The sequence below is a fragment of the Streptomyces thermolilacinus SPC6 genome, assembly GCF_000478605.2.
In the GTDB taxonomy this organism is placed as follows: domain Bacteria; phylum Actinomycetota; class Actinomycetes; order Streptomycetales; family Streptomycetaceae; genus Streptomyces; species Streptomyces thermolilacinus.
Genome location: NZ_ASHX02000001.1, coordinates 178,050 through 192,672, shown reverse-complemented (window position 1 = coordinate 192,672; position 14,623 = coordinate 178,050). Strand labels below are relative to the sequence as shown.

At 73.3% G+C, this 14,623-nt stretch carries 14 protein-coding genes, 1 pseudogene and 1 riboswitch; of the genes and pseudogenes, 7 read left to right on the top strand and 8 right to left on the bottom strand.

Going from position 1 to position 14,623, the window contains the following annotated elements; translation table 11 throughout:
• Nucleotides 1-9: 9 nt before the first annotated feature.
• The 6 genes from J116_RS00960 (at nucleotide 10) to J116_RS00935 (ending at nucleotide 6,192) form a co-directional block, all read left to right on the top strand.
• Nucleotides 10-1,149, top strand: a complete 1,140-nt coding sequence (locus tag J116_RS00960) for an acyl-CoA dehydrogenase family protein (RefSeq protein ID WP_023591241.1) — start codon at nucleotides 10-12, stop codon at nucleotides 1,147-1,149.
• 72 nt (nucleotides 1,150-1,221) lie between these two features.
• Nucleotides 1,222-2,598 carry a condensation domain-containing protein gene (locus tag J116_RS00955; RefSeq protein WP_023591242.1) on the top strand — a complete coding sequence of 459 codons (1,377 nt, stop codon included), beginning with the start codon at nucleotides 1,222-1,224 and terminating at the stop codon, nucleotides 2,596-2,598.
• A complete protein-coding gene (locus tag J116_RS00950) occupies nucleotides 2,595-3,680 on the top strand; it encodes a polysaccharide deacetylase family protein (protein ID WP_023591243.1) in 1,086 nt (361 codons plus the stop codon). The genes J116_RS00955 and J116_RS00950 overlap by 4 nt, the downstream gene beginning before the upstream one ends.
• Nucleotides 3,681-3,902: 222 nt before the next feature.
• The gene (locus J116_RS00945) at nucleotides 3,903-5,183 is read left to right on the top strand and encodes an MFS transporter (protein ID WP_028964816.1); all 1,281 of its coding nucleotides are present in this window, start codon (nucleotides 3,903-3,905) and stop codon (nucleotides 5,181-5,183) included.
• 244 nt (nucleotides 5,184-5,427) lie between these two features.
• The gene (locus J116_RS00940) at nucleotides 5,428-5,640 is read left to right on the top strand and encodes a hypothetical protein (RefSeq protein WP_028964817.1); all 213 of its coding nucleotides are present in this window, start codon (nucleotides 5,428-5,430) and stop codon (nucleotides 5,638-5,640) included.
• Nucleotides 5,641-5,823: 183 nt separating this feature from the next.
• Nucleotides 5,824-6,192: a hypothetical protein gene (locus J116_RS00935; RefSeq protein WP_235617299.1), complete on the top strand. Its 369-nt coding sequence runs from the start codon at nucleotides 5,824-5,826 to the stop codon at nucleotides 6,190-6,192.
• Between the two features lie 7 nt (nucleotides 6,193-6,199).
• Here J116_RS00935 and J116_RS00930 read toward each other — a convergent pair.
• Together J116_RS00930 and J116_RS00925 are read right to left on the bottom strand one after the other, a co-directional pair.
• Nucleotides 6,200-7,035: pseudogene (locus J116_RS00930) on the bottom strand (IS30 family transposase); the annotation flags it as partial.
• The gene (locus J116_RS00925; RefSeq protein ID WP_023591246.1) at nucleotides 7,010-7,465 is read right to left on the bottom strand and encodes a hypothetical protein; all 456 of its coding nucleotides are present in this window, start codon (nucleotides 7,463-7,465) and stop codon (nucleotides 7,010-7,012) included. The gene J116_RS00925 and the pseudogene J116_RS00930, both read right to left, overlap by 26 nt.
• A 680-nt stretch (nucleotides 7,466-8,145) precedes the next feature.
• On the opposite strand from J116_RS00925, the gene J116_RS00915 reads away from it, so the two are divergent.
• Entirely contained in the window at nucleotides 8,146-8,541 is a 396-nt protein-coding gene (locus tag J116_RS00915) for a GNAT family N-acetyltransferase (RefSeq protein ID WP_023591248.1), read from the top strand.
• 163 nt (nucleotides 8,542-8,704) lie between these two features.
• On the opposite strand, the gene J116_RS00910 is transcribed toward J116_RS00915, so the two are convergent.
• From J116_RS00910 to J116_RS00890, 6 genes are all read right to left on the bottom strand, one after another.
• A complete protein-coding gene (locus J116_RS00910) occupies nucleotides 8,705-9,208 on the bottom strand; it encodes an NUDIX domain-containing protein (protein WP_023591249.1) in 504 nt (167 codons plus the stop codon).
• 154 nt (nucleotides 9,209-9,362) lie between these two features.
• Nucleotides 9,363-9,599 carry an NUDIX hydrolase gene (locus tag J116_RS30575; protein ID WP_235617298.1) on the bottom strand — a complete coding sequence of 79 codons (237 nt, stop codon included), beginning with the start codon at nucleotides 9,597-9,599 and terminating at the stop codon, nucleotides 9,363-9,365.
• 105 nt (nucleotides 9,600-9,704) lie between these two features.
• Nucleotides 9,705-9,911, bottom strand: a complete 207-nt coding sequence (locus J116_RS30570; protein WP_235617297.1) for an NUDIX domain-containing protein — start codon at nucleotides 9,909-9,911, stop codon at nucleotides 9,705-9,707.
• 198 nt (nucleotides 9,912-10,109) lie between these two features.
• Nucleotides 10,110-11,075, bottom strand: coding sequence for an NUDIX hydrolase (locus tag J116_RS00900; RefSeq protein ID WP_023591250.1), 966 nt, complete (start codon nucleotides 11,073-11,075; stop codon nucleotides 10,110-10,112).
• 110 nt (nucleotides 11,076-11,185) lie between these two features.
• On the bottom strand, nucleotides 11,186-13,228 hold the full coding sequence (locus J116_RS00895; protein WP_051204060.1) for an ABC transporter ATP-binding protein: 2,043 nt from the start codon (nucleotides 13,226-13,228) through the stop codon (nucleotides 11,186-11,188).
• Nucleotides 13,229-13,610: 382 nt separating this feature from the next.
• The gene (locus J116_RS00890) at nucleotides 13,611-14,330 is read right to left on the bottom strand and encodes a leucine-rich repeat domain-containing protein (RefSeq protein ID WP_023591252.1); all 720 of its coding nucleotides are present in this window, start codon (nucleotides 14,328-14,330) and stop codon (nucleotides 13,611-13,613) included.
• Between the two features lie 193 nt (nucleotides 14,331-14,523).
• A riboswitch (ZMP/ZTP riboswitch) is annotated at nucleotides 14,524-14,612 on the top strand.
• The last annotated feature ends 11 nt before the right edge of the window (nucleotides 14,613-14,623 follow it).

Genomic DNA, 14,623 nt, shown 5'->3' with positions numbered 1-14,623 from the left:
GGTCATCCGATGAAGGTCCAGCGCATCCTGCCCACGGACGAGGCGGCCGATCTGCTCGGCCTGGTCCGGGAGATCGCCACCGGTGAACTCGCCCCCCGCGTCGCCGAGTTCGAAGCGTCCCACGAGTTCCCCCGGGAGGTCGTGCGCACCCTGGGCAGGGCCGGGCTGCTGAGCCTTCCCTATCCCGAGGAGTACGGCGGCGGCGGGCAGCCGTACGAGGTATACCTCCAGGCGCTGGAGGAGATCGCCTACCACTGGTTCGCGGTGGCCGAGGCGGTCAACGTGCACAACCTCGCCTGCTTCGGCACCGCCGCCTACGGCACCGAGGCGCAGCGCGGGGAACTGCTGCCCGGCATGCTGAGCGGTGAACTCCTCGGCGCGTACTGCCTATCCGAGCAGGAGTCCGGCTCCGACGCCGCCTCGCTCACCACCCGCGCGGTACGGGAGGACGACGGCTACCGCGTCACGGGCACCAAGGCATGGGTCACCCACGCCGGTCACGCGGACTTCTACAACGTGTTCAGCCGCACCGGCGGCCCGGGAGCCCGGGGCCTGTCCTGCCTGGTGGTCCCCGGCGGCACGCCCGGCATGGTGGTGCACGAGCCGGAGCGGAAGCTGGGCGTCTGGTCCAACCCGACCGCGCAGGTCCGCTTCGAGGACGTCCGCGTACCGGCCGACCGGCTGATCGGACGGGAGGGCAAGGGCTTCCTGATCGCGATGGGCGCACTCGACTGCGGCCGCCTCGGCATCGCCGCCTGCGCCGTCGGCATCGCCCAGGCCGCCGCCGACTACGCCGTGCGGTACGCCAAGGAACGCCGCCAGTTCGGCCAGCGGATCATCTCCTTCCAGGGCGTCGGCTTCATGCTCGCCGACATGGCCACGCAGATCGCCGCCGCCCGGGCGCTCACCCTCGCGGCCGCCCGCCTGAAGGACGCAGGACTGCCGTACTCGCTGGAGGCGGCGAAGGCGAAACTGTTCGCCACCGACATGGCGATGAAGGTGACCACCGACGCCGTGCAGGTGCTCGGCGGCGCCGGTTACGTCTCCGACCACCCCGTGGAGCGGTGGATGCGCGAGGCCAAGCTGCTCCAGATCGTCGAGGGCACCAACCAGATCCAGCGCATGGTCATCTCCCAGGGCCTCGACTAGCGCCTGCCTCCTGGATCAGCCCGACTCCACCAGCCGCCGTACGAGGCAACCGAAGGGAAGGCACGGAACACGATGACCACGGTCGAGGAGCGGACCATCAGACTGCACTCCGCGAGGACCGGCACAGGCCCGGCCACCTGGGGGCAGCGGGCGATCTGGGGTGTCGTCACCCGGCTCGGCGCCGACGCCCCCCGGTACAACCTGCGGCTCGACCTCCCCCTCACCCCGCCCCGCCCCGCCTCCCGCGTCCTCGCGGACCTGACGGAGCTGCTCCGGATGCACGACAGCCTGCACACCAGGCTCCTCCCGGACGGCGACGACGGTCTGACCCAGGTCGTCGACGGCACCGGCGAGCTTCCCGTGGAGGTCCGCCGGTGCCCCGCCGAGAAGGCCCCGGAAGCCGGCGCGGCGCTGATGGAGGAGCTGGCGGGCCGTTCCTTCGACCACGCGCGGGAGTGGCCGTTCCGGGTCGGCCTCGTGGAGTGCGACGGCCTGGCCCACCGGCTGGTGCTCGCGGCGTCGCACACCGCGATGGACCTCTGGGGAGAGGGCCGCATGCTGCGCGACCTGCGGCTGATCGAAGCGGGGCAGTCCGCCGATTCGCTGCTCCTGGCCCGTCCCGCCCTCCAGCCCCTGGACGCCGCGGCGGTCCAGGCGTCGCCGCTCGGCCGCCGCCGCGACGAGGCCGCCCGCCGCTACTGGTGCGAGCGGCTCACCGCCGGCCCCCGGCGTATCTTCCAGGACCCGGCCGCGCCGGAACGCGCCGTCACCGACCCGAGCCGGCTGTTCCCCAACGCGCTGCTGCGCTCGCCCGCGCTGGCGGTCGCCGTCGAGCGGGTCGCGGCGGACCTGGGCGTGAGCGACGCCGCGGTGCTGCTGGGGGCGGCCTCCCACCGGCTGGCCCGGATGTCCGGGAGCAGCGACGTCCTGTTCCAGGTGGTGGTGAGCAACCGCTTCCAGCCCGCCGCCGCCGAGTCGGTCAGCACGATGGCGCAGGAGGCCGTGTTCCTCCTCACCGACGCGGCCACGGACTTCGAGGACGCGGTACGGCGGACCCGGTCCGTCGCGTTCACCGCGTTCCGCCACGCCGGGTACGACAAGTGGGCGCTGGACCGGGAGGTGGCACGGCTGGTGGAACGCGGCGAGGCCGCCGACCACTCGTGCTGGTGGAACGACACCCGCGACCCGGCCGACGGGCCGTTCGACACCACCGGACGGCCCGGAGCCGCGCTGGGCGAGCTGACCGCCCGTACCGAACTGACCTGGCCGACCGAGTTCCTGCCCCGGAAGAACGTCTCGGTGGCGGTGGACGTCCTGACCGCGCCCGGCGCCCTGGAACTGGCCATGACCGCCGACCCCGCGGTCCTCACCCGCGAGGGGATGGAGCGGTTCCTGCGCGGGGTAGAGGAATCGGTGGTAGCGAAGGCGCTCGCCCTGGAGGAGAGATGACCACGCGGTACGCGGGAATCGCCTGGACGGGCGCGGGTTACCAGGTCGAGGTCCTCGACAGCGCCGGGCGCCGGGCCGCGGAGCCGCGCGACTGGCGCGGCGCCCAGGTCGCCGGACTGATCGCCTGGCTGCGGGACCTCGGCGAGGAGCAGCCGCTCGCCGTGGTGATCGACAGCACCAACGGCCTGCTCGACGGGCCGATGACCGCGGCGGGACTGGACGTCCGCCGCGCCGATCCCTGGCTGCTGCCGCCCAGGCCGCGGTTCGGCTCCGTCCCCGCCGGCCTGCTGGCGGATCAGGCGCGTCGCGCGCCCGGCGCGCTGGCCCGGGTGACCGCCGAAGGGGGCAGCCTGACCGGCCGCGCCGACGAGTACCACGACGGCGTGCGGCGCAGCGAGCCGGTCCAGGCCGAGCTGAGGGCGGCCGGACGCTGCCTCGAGCACGGCAGCCGCGACACGCCGCGGGCCGCGCTGACCTTCGACGACGGCCCCGACCCGGTGCACACCCGCCGCATCCTGGAGATCCTGGACCGCTACGGCGTCCGGGCGACGTTCTTCTGCGTCGGCCACCATGTCGCGGCGCTCCCCGACGAGGTGCGCCGGATCGTCGCGGCCGGTCACGGGGTGGGCAACCACTCCTGGTCGCACCCCTTCCTGCCCGACCTGACACCGGACCAGCTGCGCGAACAGCTCGACCGGACGGGGGAGGCGGTGGCCCGGGTGACGGGTGAGGCCCCGACGCACTTCAGGCCCCCGTACGGCGGGCTGACCCCGGAGGTGCTGGCCACCCTGGCGGAGCATCCGACGACGATGACGCTGTGGGACGTGGACTCCCGCGACTGGTCCAGGCCGGGACCGGAGCGGATCGCGGCGACCGTCCTGGACTCCGCCGGGCCCGGCTCGGTGGTGCTGCTGCACGAGGGCGCGGGCGACCGCGAGCAGACCGTACGGGCCCTGCCCTCCATCGTCGAGGGCCTGCTCGCACGCGGCCTGGAACTGGTCCCCGTGGCAGAGCTGTCCCCGCCGCCCGTCGAGACCGGGACCGCCCGCCGAGCGGGGGAGGCCCCCGCAGGACAGCCCTGACCCCCGCACCGGCCCGGCCCCCGCGCGTCCTGCCCCGCCACCGACCGAGGGGACCGTCCCCCGCGCCCCGCCTCCCGCCACCGACGGCGGGCACCGGCCACGAACCCCTGCCCCACCGCCGACGGCGGGCACCGGCAGCGAACCCCCCGGCCTCCCGCCACCGACGGCGGGCGGCCACTCGACTTCGAAGACCCCGATCCACGGCTGGAGTACGCAAGAGTCATGAAAGATCGCTCGGCAGACCACACCCCGGCGGTGACGTCCTCGCAGACCCAGGACCGGCCCGCCGCGGCGCCGCCGGCCGGGGAACCGGCGATCTGGTCCCGTAACTTCCAGTACTACTTCACCGCCCGCAGCGCGGGCCTGCTCGGCTGGGCCATGCTGCCGGTAGCCGTCTCGGCAGGTCTGCTCAGCGCCGGGTACGAGCTGAGCACCGCCGGGTACGCGATGGCGTTCCTGGTGGGCCCGTTCGCCGCGCTGGTGCTGTTCGGCGGGGTGCTCGCCGACCGCTTCACCGCCCGCCGGATGATGATATTCGCCGACCTGGCCAACCTCACCGCCCATGTGCTGCTCGCCATGCTGTTCATCCACGGCATCGACGAGCTGTGGCACCTGTACGGGCTGCTGATGGTGGTCGGCACCGCCAACGCGATGTTCCAGCCGGGCGCCTCGTCGACCGTCCCGCTGGTGGCCAGGGACGTGCAGGGCGCCAACGGGGTGTTGCGCGTCTCCGAGGCGTTCACCGCGCTGGGCGGCCCGGCACTGGCCGGTGTGCTCGTCGGGCTCGGCGCCACGGGCTGGGTGATGGTGATCTCGGCCGTCGCCTACGGGACCAGCGCGGTCTGCCTGCTCGCGCTGCGGCTCGGGGTCGTGCCCGCCCCACCGGCCGGGCAGGGAATGTGGCGGAACCTCGCCGTCGGCTGGCATGAGGTCCGCTCCCGCACATGGCTGTGGGGCGTCATAGTCATCTGGATGTTCTTCGCCGTGCTGTCCTGGGGGCCGCAGCTGACGATCGCCGCCGGGGTGATCGTGCCCGAGCACGGCGCCACCGCCTTCGGCCTGCTCAACTGCGCGTTCGGCGCGGGCACCGTCGCCGGCGGTCTGCTGGCGATCCGCTACAAGCCCGCGCGGCCGCTCGCCGCCGGGGCCTTGGCGCTGCTGGCGTTCCCGCTCTACCCGCTCGGCATCGTCCTCGACTGGCCGGTGTGGCTGCTCGCCGTCGCCCAGGTCGTGGTCGGCGTCGGCATCACCTTCTGGGGCGTCATGTGGGCCACCAGCGTGCAGACCCAGGTGCCGGGCGAGGTGCTCAACCGCGTCCACGCCTACGAGGTCGCCGGTTCCGTCGGCATGTTCCCGGTCGGCAGCGCGCTGGCCGGCCCGGCCGTTGGGGCGTTCGGCACCGACCGGGTGCTCCTGGTGGGTGTCGTGGTCGCCCTGCTCACCGCCGCCGCCCTGCTGATGACAGGACCGGTCCGCACCCTCGGTCGGGCGGCCCGTGCCTGAGGGGCGGGACCGGGCCGGGCGGCGCCCTGACATGTCCGTGCGCGCCCTTCCGCGGGCGCCGTGCCCACGGGAGGCTGGTCGCGGAGCGGTACGGGGCCGTCGCGTGGCACGAACGGAGGAACGCCGGTGAATTGCCAGCGGTGTGGTGCGCCCGCGTTACAGCAGGGCAGCGGCTGGGTGTGCTCGCAGGGGTGCGGCTGGGCGAGAGTGTCGCCCCCGCCGGCACGGGTAGGTTGTTCCGACGATGACGAGTAGATGGGAACCGGACCGTGAGCCGGCCGCGGCCGAGCCGACGACTCCGGAGATCACGACGACGATGTGCTCCGCGTGCGGATCGCAGGTGTCCGGCCTGAACGGCCGGTACGCCTGCGGCGTCTGCGGCTGGGTGAACAACTGGGCGGAGGGCCACACGGCTCTCCCGCCCGCCGAGGCCGACGTGGACGCGCCGAAACCCTGACGCCCCCGCAGGGGGCGGATTCTAGGGATTGTCGCAACAGGTGATCACTGGCGTGTCTGGCGAGCAGTGTAAGCAGTGGCTCGGCTGGGAGTTCCCAGCCGAGGCCCGGGGTTGAGTGGCTCACGGAGTTCCCGCCTGGCCCCCGCTCCTCAGCCCTCCACGGGCAGGAACAGAATGAGCCTCATGAATGACGGACCGGACTGGCCGACGGACAAACTGACCGCGCTCCGACCCGGTAGGAGGCTGGTTGCGGAAGTTCCGGCATCGCGGCAAGATCGCCGCGCATTCGTGGACATCCGGCCCGCGCGGAGCGAGCCTGATGTCCAGGCTCGGGACGAGGGATGGGTTCGCAGCGACGTTGCACGTAGCTTTCGGCTGGAGCATTGGGAGTACGACCGCGAGCGCATGGATGGCTTCGACTACGACATCGGCTCAGCCCTCATCGGGTCCGCCGACGCCCCGGACGAGTCTGAGCTGAACACCGTGCTCAACGCATGGGGCGTCCGGCCCGACCTCTTCGTCTATCCCTGGGAAAGCGACGATCCCAGGTAGAAGAAGATCAGCTCAGGGGAGCTGTCAGCTCACGCAGACGCGTGGCTGGGGTTTCCCAGCCGAGCGTCTTGCGTGGGCGGCTGTTCAGTTCGGCGGCGACGGCTGCCAGGTCCTCGGGGGTGTGAACCGTCAGCTCGGTGCCCTTGGGGAAGTACTGCCGCAGCAGGCCGTTCGTGTTCTCGTCCGAGCCGCGTTGCCAGGGGCTGGCCGGGTCGCAGAAGTAGACCGGGATGTCGGTGGCCACCGTGAATGCCCGGTGGGCGGCCATCTCCGAGCCCTGGTCCCAGGTCAGCGACCGCCACAGATGCCGCGGAAGAGTTTCCACGGTGGTGGCGAGAGCGTTGGGGTGGCCTGCGCGTTGTGACCGTGGGGCAGGGGGACGAGCATGACGTAGCGGGTGGCGCGCTCGACCAGGGTTCCGATGGCGGAGCGGCCGTCCTTGCCGATGATGAGGTCGCCTTCCCAGTGGCCCGGGACCGCCCGGTCGGCCGCCTCGGCGGGACGCTCGCTGATCATGACCATGTTCTTGACCGGGCGGCTGATGCGCTTCGCGGCGTGACGGTGCGGCCGGCGGTATGCCCGTCCGGTGCGAAGAGCCCGTGTCAGTTCACGGCGCAGTGCCCCGCGGCCCTGGACGTAGAGGGCCTGGTAGATCGTCTCGTGCGTCACGTGCATCTCCGGCCGGTCAGGAAAGCGGGCGCGCAGGACCCGGCAGATCTGCTCCGGGCTCCACCTCAGGGTCAGGTGGTCCTGTATGAAGTCGCGCAGCTCAAGGTTCTGCCCGATCTTCCCGGTCTTGGGCCGGGCGCGTCGCCGTTCAGCCCGGCGGTGGGAGATGCCCGGCGGTCTGCTGGGCCTGACGTGGCAGAACGTCCGGCACGACCTTCTTGGGCACGGCGGCCGAGGTGTCCGGCGGCGCGGCGGTCGTCGTGGCGATCTGCTCGGCGGAGTCCGCCTGGCCGTCACCGACCTTGCCGTGCACCTCCGCCCGGACCTCGTCGGCCTTGCCGGAACCGGCGAACTTGTCGGCCTCGTCGAGGCTCTTCGGCGCCCTGTCCGCGACGGCCTTCTCGACCGCCCGGATGAACGCGTCCTTGGCGAACTCCTTGGGCTTGGCCTCGTTCATCTTCTCCGCGTTGGAGGCCTTGCCCAGCGCCTCGATGTCGTCCCTGGGCGGCGGCGCGGCGTCCTGCGCGGCGGCGGCCTCGGTGCGCGGCGGCCGATGCGAGGCGGCGAGCGCGCGCTTCTTGAGCCGTACGTCCTGCTTCAGCACCGCGAACTTGGGGTCGCCTCGGGATCCGGCCCGCCGCTTCCCTTCACGCCCCCGCCGCCTTGCGCGCCCCGCTCGGGCCCACCCGCTTCCTCGGGCGCGGCGGAAACCTCCTGCCGGGCTGCCGTCTCCTGCTTGGCTGCCTGCTCGGCTGCCTTCTCCTGCTTGGCCGACGACTCGCGCCCGGCCGGGGACTGCTGCCTTACCGGAGACGCCTGACCGTCCGGGCTCCCCTTCGCGCCCGGCGACTCCCGCCCGGCCGCCGTCTCTTGTCCCGCCGGTACGAGGCGGCTCGACGCCCCGGCGACGGCATCGTTCCCGACCGCGTCCTGAGCGGCACGTCCGTCCGGCCCGTCCCGACCGGGGAAGGGCGGCACCCCCGACCCACCGGCCAGCGCGGCCGCCACCCCGGCGTTGGACGCCCCGAGGGCCCGTGCCGAACCGCGCTCCCCGGGGCGCCGCACCGTCGGCGCGGACACCACGGCCGTCACCGTCTGCGGCCGTACCCCGAGAACCTTCGGCACTGGCATCGGACGGTATCCCTCCCACGGCATGGCGAAGCCACTCGGAGCGAACCGCCCCGGCAGCCCCGAGTCGCCCTGCTCCGGCCCCGTGAAGGGCACGTCACCCCCGCATCCACGAACCGTCTCCACGGACCCGCCCCCCAGGTCTACGATCACGCGATGACGATCACGTACGAGTGGCGGGGCGACTTCGACAACGAGGCGCTCGACGCGCTGCACGCCGACGGCTTCGGCCACCCGGTCGGCCGGACCGACGGGCGGGAACGTCTGCGGCGCCACAGCCTCGGCTGGGTCTGCGCGTGGGAGGGCCGCTCACTGATCGGCTTCGTCAACGTCGCCTGGGACGGCGGAGCCCATGCCTTCGTCCTGGACACGGTGGTCGCCCGGCACCGACGTGGGAACGGAGTCGGCGCCGCGCTGGTCACCAGAGCGGCCGAGGAAGCCCGCGCCGCCCACTGCTCGTGGCTCCACGTGGACTTCGAGGAGCACCTGCGCGGGTTCTACTTCGACGCCTGCGGCTTCAGGCAGACGGCGGCGGGCCTGATCGCCCTGTGAACCGGCCGCCGTGGTGAGGCGGGTGCTCGCGGTCGGCCACAGCACGGCTCCCCACCAGGGAACCGGTGGCCGCCCCCGGGCAGTGACGGCTCGTGCCCCACAGCAGCGGAGGCACCCCGGCGTATTCCGCCGGGAGCGGCCCCGCCGCCGCGGGGGCCGCTCGCTACTGGTCCCAGTCCCAGGTGTCGAAGTAGGCGGGCGTCCCGGTCCTCCGGGCCTCCATGACGGCGGTCAGGCGGTCGAAATCCCGCCCCGGCATCAGCGCCCGCCACTCCGCGAGCGACAGCACACGGACCTCGTCGTGCTCATCGGGCGCGAGGGAGATGCCCGCGATCTGCCGGTCGGTGAGCCGCCCGCCGTCGAAGACGAAACCCACGCTCGCCAGCGGCCACCCCGGACCCGGCAGGCCGAACACCGCCGCCAGCAGCCGTGGCGGACCCGGCACCAGCAGGCCCGTCTCCTCCTCGGTCTCCCGCACGGCCGTCTCCCAAGGCCGCTCGCCCGCCTCCGCCGTACCGCCGGGCCACTGCCAGGGGTGCTCGGAGCTGTAGACGGCGTGGAGCTGTACGGGCCGGTCGCGCTCGTCGGTGAAGAACACGGCCCCGAACAGCGTCGCCTTCGGCAGGGTCGCCGCGTACTCCTCGGGCGGCAGCCACGTCGTGCTCATACGGCCTCCGCCTCAGGCGCGGCCGGGCGTGTGGTGGTGGGCGTCATCGTCGATGGCCTCCTTGAGCGATGTCGGGGATATCGGGGGGACTGGTGGAGGGAGTACTGCCGATACGGTGGCGGGCGCGGCACGAAGGCGGACGGCGGCGTACGGATCACCCGGAGCCGCCCCGCGCGGCGAAGTCCCGGACGGCCCGCGCGGGTATCCGCCGCCCGGGCGCCGTGATGCCGGGGACGAGCCGCAGCCGGTCGAGTTCCGGGTCGTGGGCGATGGGCTCGCCGGGCTCCTGGAAGTGGATCGCGACGCGGGCCCCGGCCCGGTAGGCGTCGAGGCGGGCCCGGCAGTACGCGACCATCGGCTCCGGCAGCGCGGCGAGCGGAAACCACCCCATGCCGCCGCACACCTCCCGCTCCATGACCCGGGGTGTGCCCCGCCAGTGGCGCACCTCGAAGAAGACCCCCCCGCGCGTGCCCCGCCGGGGAACGGTGGTGGACGGTCACGGCCGCGCACACGTCGTCCGAGCCACGACGAGCCCCGTCTCCTCGCGGGTCTCCCGCACGAGGGCGGCGACGACATCCTCCTCCGCCCCGTCCACGTGCCCGGACGGGGCGTGCCACAGACCGGCCGCGTACACGGCCCCGGCCCGGCGGGAGAGCAGCACCTCGGGGCCCGCCGAAGACTCCCGGACCGCGAGCAGGTGCACATCCAGCGGCTCCGTATGCCGCCCGCCGCCGCTCACGCCCCCACCCCCGCTCGCGCCGCGCAACCAGGGCCGAGGGCGAGCACCTCCGCGAACCGTCCATGCGGCTGAACCAAGGACAACTCCCCTCCGGCGGAGGGAAACCGACGACGGGAGCCGTGGCGTCCCGTGCGGCGAGCGCTGGACGTCGAGCCGATCATGTCAGCGGCTCTCCCGTACGGCCGTGGTGTCCCAGCCCAGTTCGGTGTACGCCGTACCGGCGCGGATGCCGTCGATCGCGGCGCGCGTGTACGCGACCATCGGCTCCGGCAGGCCGTCCAGGGGCCACCACGCCCAGGCCACACACCTGTCGGGCTCGCGGACCCGAGGCTCGCCCGACCAGCGGGACGCGGCGAAGAACAGCTGCAGCCTGGGCTCGGCGTCCTCGTGGTCGAGCAGGTGCACGGCGTGCGCCAGCGTCAGATCGGCCGGGTCGATGACGAGTCCGGCCTCCTCGTACGCCTCGCGGACCAGGCACGCGCGCACGCTCTCCCGCTCCACATGGCCCGCCAGCGCATGCCACGCCCCGGCGGCGAACGCCACGCTCTCGTGCCGCAGCCCCAGAAGGGTGGCGCCGTCGCGCTCCAGGAACAGGTGCGCCCCCACCACGTTACTCACCGCCCCCGACCCGGCTCCCCCTCCCGACCCCGACGCCGTCCCGCTCGCACGGCGGGCCGTGCGCGGCCCGGGCACCGGGGCGGCGGCGGGCCGCTCCGCGTGGTGGGCCTTGATCGCCTCGTGGGCCCAGGGGCACATGGTCAGATGCTCCATGGCGGCGACGTCGAACCACGCGAACATGATCCCCTCCGAGACCGGCAGTGCGGCGGCGTCACCGTCCCAGCGGGCCGTGTAGAGGTGGATGCCGCCCTCGACGACGTAGGGAGGGCGATCCTTCGCGGACCTGTACGGGACGACCTCGGGCAGGACGAGTCCGGTCTCCTCCAGGATCTCGCGGACGATCGCCTCGTCCGGGCTCTCGCCCGGCTCGCGTCCGCCCCCGACGAGGGACCAGGTCCCCGGGTCGCAGATCGGTTTGTGGGCGTCCCGCAGACGCAGCAGGTACCGGCCGTCGCTGTTGACGATCATCACGGCCGTGCTGGCGCTGTCGGTGATGTGCGAAGCCGACAAGGGGCTCACCTTCCCTCGGGTTGACGTGGACGACGCCGTCGTGGAGGCGGCGGGACGGGCGCGGTACCGGCGCCCGATCGGACCGTGCGCACGGTGTCGGCTCCCGGGTGTCACGACACCGCCCCTTCGACAGCGGCGCCGCCCCCGGCCGCGCCGCGACACGGGAGCCCGGTGTCCCGCGCCCGGTAGCCGTCGGCCTGGAGGGTGAACATGTCGGCGTAGAGACCGCCGAGCGCCATGAGTTCGCCGTGGGACCCCGACTCGACGATCCGGCCGGTGTCGAAGACGTAGATCCGGTCGCAGTCAACGACGCTGGCGAGGCGGTGCGAGATCAGCACGGTGATCTGGTCCTCGCGCAGCCGCCCGCGCAGTACGGCCTCGTAGACGGCGTGCTCGGACGGCGGGTCCATGCTCGCGGTGGGCTCGTCGAGCAGCAGCAGCGAGGCGTTCTTGTAAAGGCCCCTGGCGACCGCGACCTTGGCCCACTGCCCGCCGGAGAGTTCCTGCCCGCCGCGGAAGCGCTTGGACAACAGGGCGTCCCACTGCCCGGGCAGGTCCGCGATGACCTGGTCGGCGCCCGCGGCGCGCACTGCGGCGAGGGCCCGCTCCGGAACGGCCCCGGTGAGGCTGCCGGTGGACACGGTCACGTTGGACAGGGCGCTGAACGGGAACCGCACCGGGTCCTGGAGTACGCAGGCGACCCGCCGCTGCACGGACTGGGCGTCGAAGGTGCGCACGTCCACGCCGTCCCAGCACACGCGCCCCCGCTGCACCTCGTGCAGACCGGCCAGAACCTTCGCGCACGTACTCTTCCCCGAGCCGTTGAGACCGACGAAGGCGATCGTCTCGCCCGCCGTCAGCGTCATGGAGACCCCGTCGAGCGCGGGGCTCTCCTTCCCCGCGTAGGTGAAGGACACGTCCTCCAGGGTGACGGTCCTCACCCGGTCCGGAGCGTGGACCGCGGCGGTTCGCAGCTGCAGCCCCCGGCAGCGTTCCTGGACGGCCAGGAGGTCGTCCACCCACAGCGCGTGCTCGTACACGAGGTGGGCCACCTCCACCAGCCGGGTCAGCGACGTCTGACCGGCCTGGATGGCGAGCACCGCGCCCGCGCCGGCGGCCAGCGGAAGCCAGCCGGCGATCAGCATGGCCCCGAGCGCGCAATACGTGACCCCCGTGCCGAGACCGCCGATGCCGCGCCCGGCCAGGTTCAGCAGGGCCGCCCCCACCCCGAGGCGCGTGTCCTCCTCGGCGATCCGCGTGATCAGACGGCGGTGCTCGTCGAGCAGCGCGCCCTGCGCCGTGTCGGAGCGCAGCTCGGCCGCCGCGTCCTGGTCGAGCAGCAGCCACGAGAAGACACGCACCCGGCGCTGGAGGGCGTTCCACCGCTTGAACGAGTGGAAGCGGGCCCGGGCGCTGCGTACGGCCGCCGCGCCGACGGGCAGCACGGACAGCAGGAGCAGCGGCAGCAAGGCCGGGTGCAGGACACCGAGGACCCCGGCGGTGCCGACGAGGCCCAGCGCGGCGGACGCCAGGGAGACCACCTGGCCGACGATCTGCCGTGCGTAGAACAGGCCCCGGTCGTTGGCCCGGTACACCTCGTCGTGCCAGTCGGCGTTCTCCACCGCCTCCAGCCGCACATGGGCCGTGAGGCGGAAGAACTCGCTCTCCAGCGCGGTCCGGATCTTCGGCGTGACGCGCGCCTGCGCCACCGCGACCGCCGCCTCCAGCAGTGCCCGCATGGCGAGGAACCCGACGACGAGCAGGATCTGCGGGACGGCCGCCCGCACCCGGTCGGCCGTCGGACCCTGCGCGAACAACTCCTGCAACACGCGCACCGAGGCGATCAGTCCGAAGGCGCTCATCGCGGCCGAGGCGAGCTGGCACGCGACGACCGCGGTGGTCGCGCGCGGGTCGGCGCGCCAGGCCAGCCGTCCGATCTGCCGGGTGATCCGGGGCAGCCTGGCCAGGACCTGCCGGACGGTCGCCCGGGCGGCGGCGCCGTCGTGGACGGACCAGTACGCCTCCTCCATCTCCCCGGCGATGTCCCCGTCCCCGGGGCCCGCGGGGACCGTGCCGGGCGGCAGGGGGAGCGGGGCGGACCGCGGCCCGGGAACGGCGCCATGGGTGACATAGGCATCGGCGTGCTCACTCATGCCGCCCACCTCGTACGCGGACGTGCTGAGCGGAACGCGCCGGTCGCACACGGGGCCGCCGCGAACCGGGAACGGGGAGAACCGGTGAGCCGGGGCCGGACGTGGACGGGGGCGGCCGGATGGGGGCGCGAGGGAAGCATGGAGTCCTCCTGGAGGAAGCGTTCCGGGGTGTCATGGAGCTCAACGACCGACCTCATTTTTCGAACGCGTGTGTTTCGGACGGAGCGCGATCCGCATGACGGGGCCAGGAGGCGAAGGTGCGCGATACACCCACCCGTGCGTCACGAGGGGCACGGCCCGCGAGGGTGATGGCCGAAACGCCGACACCCCTGCCCGGACCTCGGCCGCGAGAACCGGGCACACGCCGACGTTCACGTCACGGTCATGTCAGGACGACGCAGCCTTGCCGCTCAAGCCTGTTCAGCAGCGGCAGGGAGGGATCGACGGCGTTCCACCGCAGATCCAGCTTCTCCAGGGAGGGCAGCAGGGCGAGCCAGTCCGGCAGGCGGGTGAGACGGTTGCTCCGCACGTCGATCTGACGGAGACGCGGGAGACCGGCCAGCGACGGCGGCAGCACCGTCAGAGCGTTCTCCCGCAGGTCCAGATGGCGAAGCTCGCGCAGCCGAGCGGCCGATGGCGGCAGGCACTCGATCGCGTTGCCGCGCAGCCAGAGCTCACGCAGCCCGCCAAGCCGGCCGAGGGAGCCGGGCAGCGAGGTGAGCCGGTTGTGCTGCGCCCGCAGCTCGACGAGGCCGGTCATGTTCCCGAGCGCCTCGGGCAGGGAGGTGAGGCGGTTCTCGCCGACGTTGAGATAGCGCAGCCGGGTCAGCCTTCCCAAGGCGTCGGGAAGCCGCGCGAGCCGGTTGTCGTGCAGGTAGAGGCAGTCGCTGAGGTCGCTCAGGTCACCCAGTTCGTCGGGCACCGACGTGAGGGCGTTGTGGCCGAGGTCCAGGGTCGTCAGCCGACGCAGGCGGCCGATCGCCGACGGAAGGGCGGTGAGGCCGTTGTCCGCGAGGATCAGTACCTGGAGCCCGGTCTGTTCCCAGACCCGGTCGGGTACGACTCCGAGCTCCTGACGCCAGAGGTCCAGTGTCCGCCGCACGGCCTTGTCGCCCTCCTCGCCGGTGGTGCTTCGACCCTCGATTCTCCTGCGCGACTCCGCGCCGGGGCTGCCGTTTCCGGTGACGGCCCCGGCCCGGCCCGGGTGCGGCGTACGGTATCGGCACCCCACCGCGCCCACGGCTGGCCCCCCCCAGGCCCGCGCCACCGCGCGCGCCCGCTCTCCCGTACAGTGGTGGGCGGGCCGTGACTGGCGCTTGGGTGGGGCACCACCGGGGAGCGGCCCGGCGGACACCGCCACCTGCCGCGCGCCTGGGCGATCAGCACCGACACACC

Bases quoted from the DNA above. Each gene is read 5' to 3' on its own strand.
- J116_RS00960 (WP_023591241.1), top strand. From the start codon at position 10: ATGAAGGTCCAGCGCATCCTGCCCACGGACGAGGCGGCCGATCTGCTC.
- J116_RS00955 (WP_023591242.1), top strand. From the start codon at position 1,222: ATGACCACGGTCGAGGAGCGGACCATCAGACTGCACTCCGCGAGGACC.
- J116_RS00950 (WP_023591243.1), top strand. From the start codon at position 2,595: ATGACCACGCGGTACGCGGGAATCGCCTGGACGGGCGCGGGTTACCAG.
- J116_RS00945 (WP_028964816.1), top strand. From the start codon at position 3,903: ATGAAAGATCGCTCGGCAGACCACACCCCGGCGGTGACGTCCTCGCAG.
- J116_RS00940 (WP_028964817.1), top strand. From the start codon at position 5,428: ATGACGAGTAGATGGGAACCGGACCGTGAGCCGGCCGCGGCCGAGCCG.
- J116_RS00935 (WP_235617299.1), top strand. From the start codon at position 5,824: ATGAATGACGGACCGGACTGGCCGACGGACAAACTGACCGCGCTCCGA.
- J116_RS00915 (WP_023591248.1), top strand. From the start codon at position 8,146: ATGACGATCACGTACGAGTGGCGGGGCGACTTCGACAACGAGGCGCTC.
- J116_RS00910 (WP_023591249.1), bottom strand. From the start codon at position 9,208: ATGAGCACGACGTGGCTGCCGCCCGAGGAGTACGCGGCGACCCTGCCG.
- J116_RS30575 (WP_235617298.1), bottom strand. From the start codon at position 9,599: ATGGGGTGGTTTCCGCTCGCCGCGCTGCCGGAGCCGATGGTCGCGTAC.
- J116_RS00895 (WP_051204060.1), bottom strand. From the start codon at position 13,228: ATGAGTGAGCACGCCGATGCCTATGTCACCCATGGCGCCGTTCCCGGG.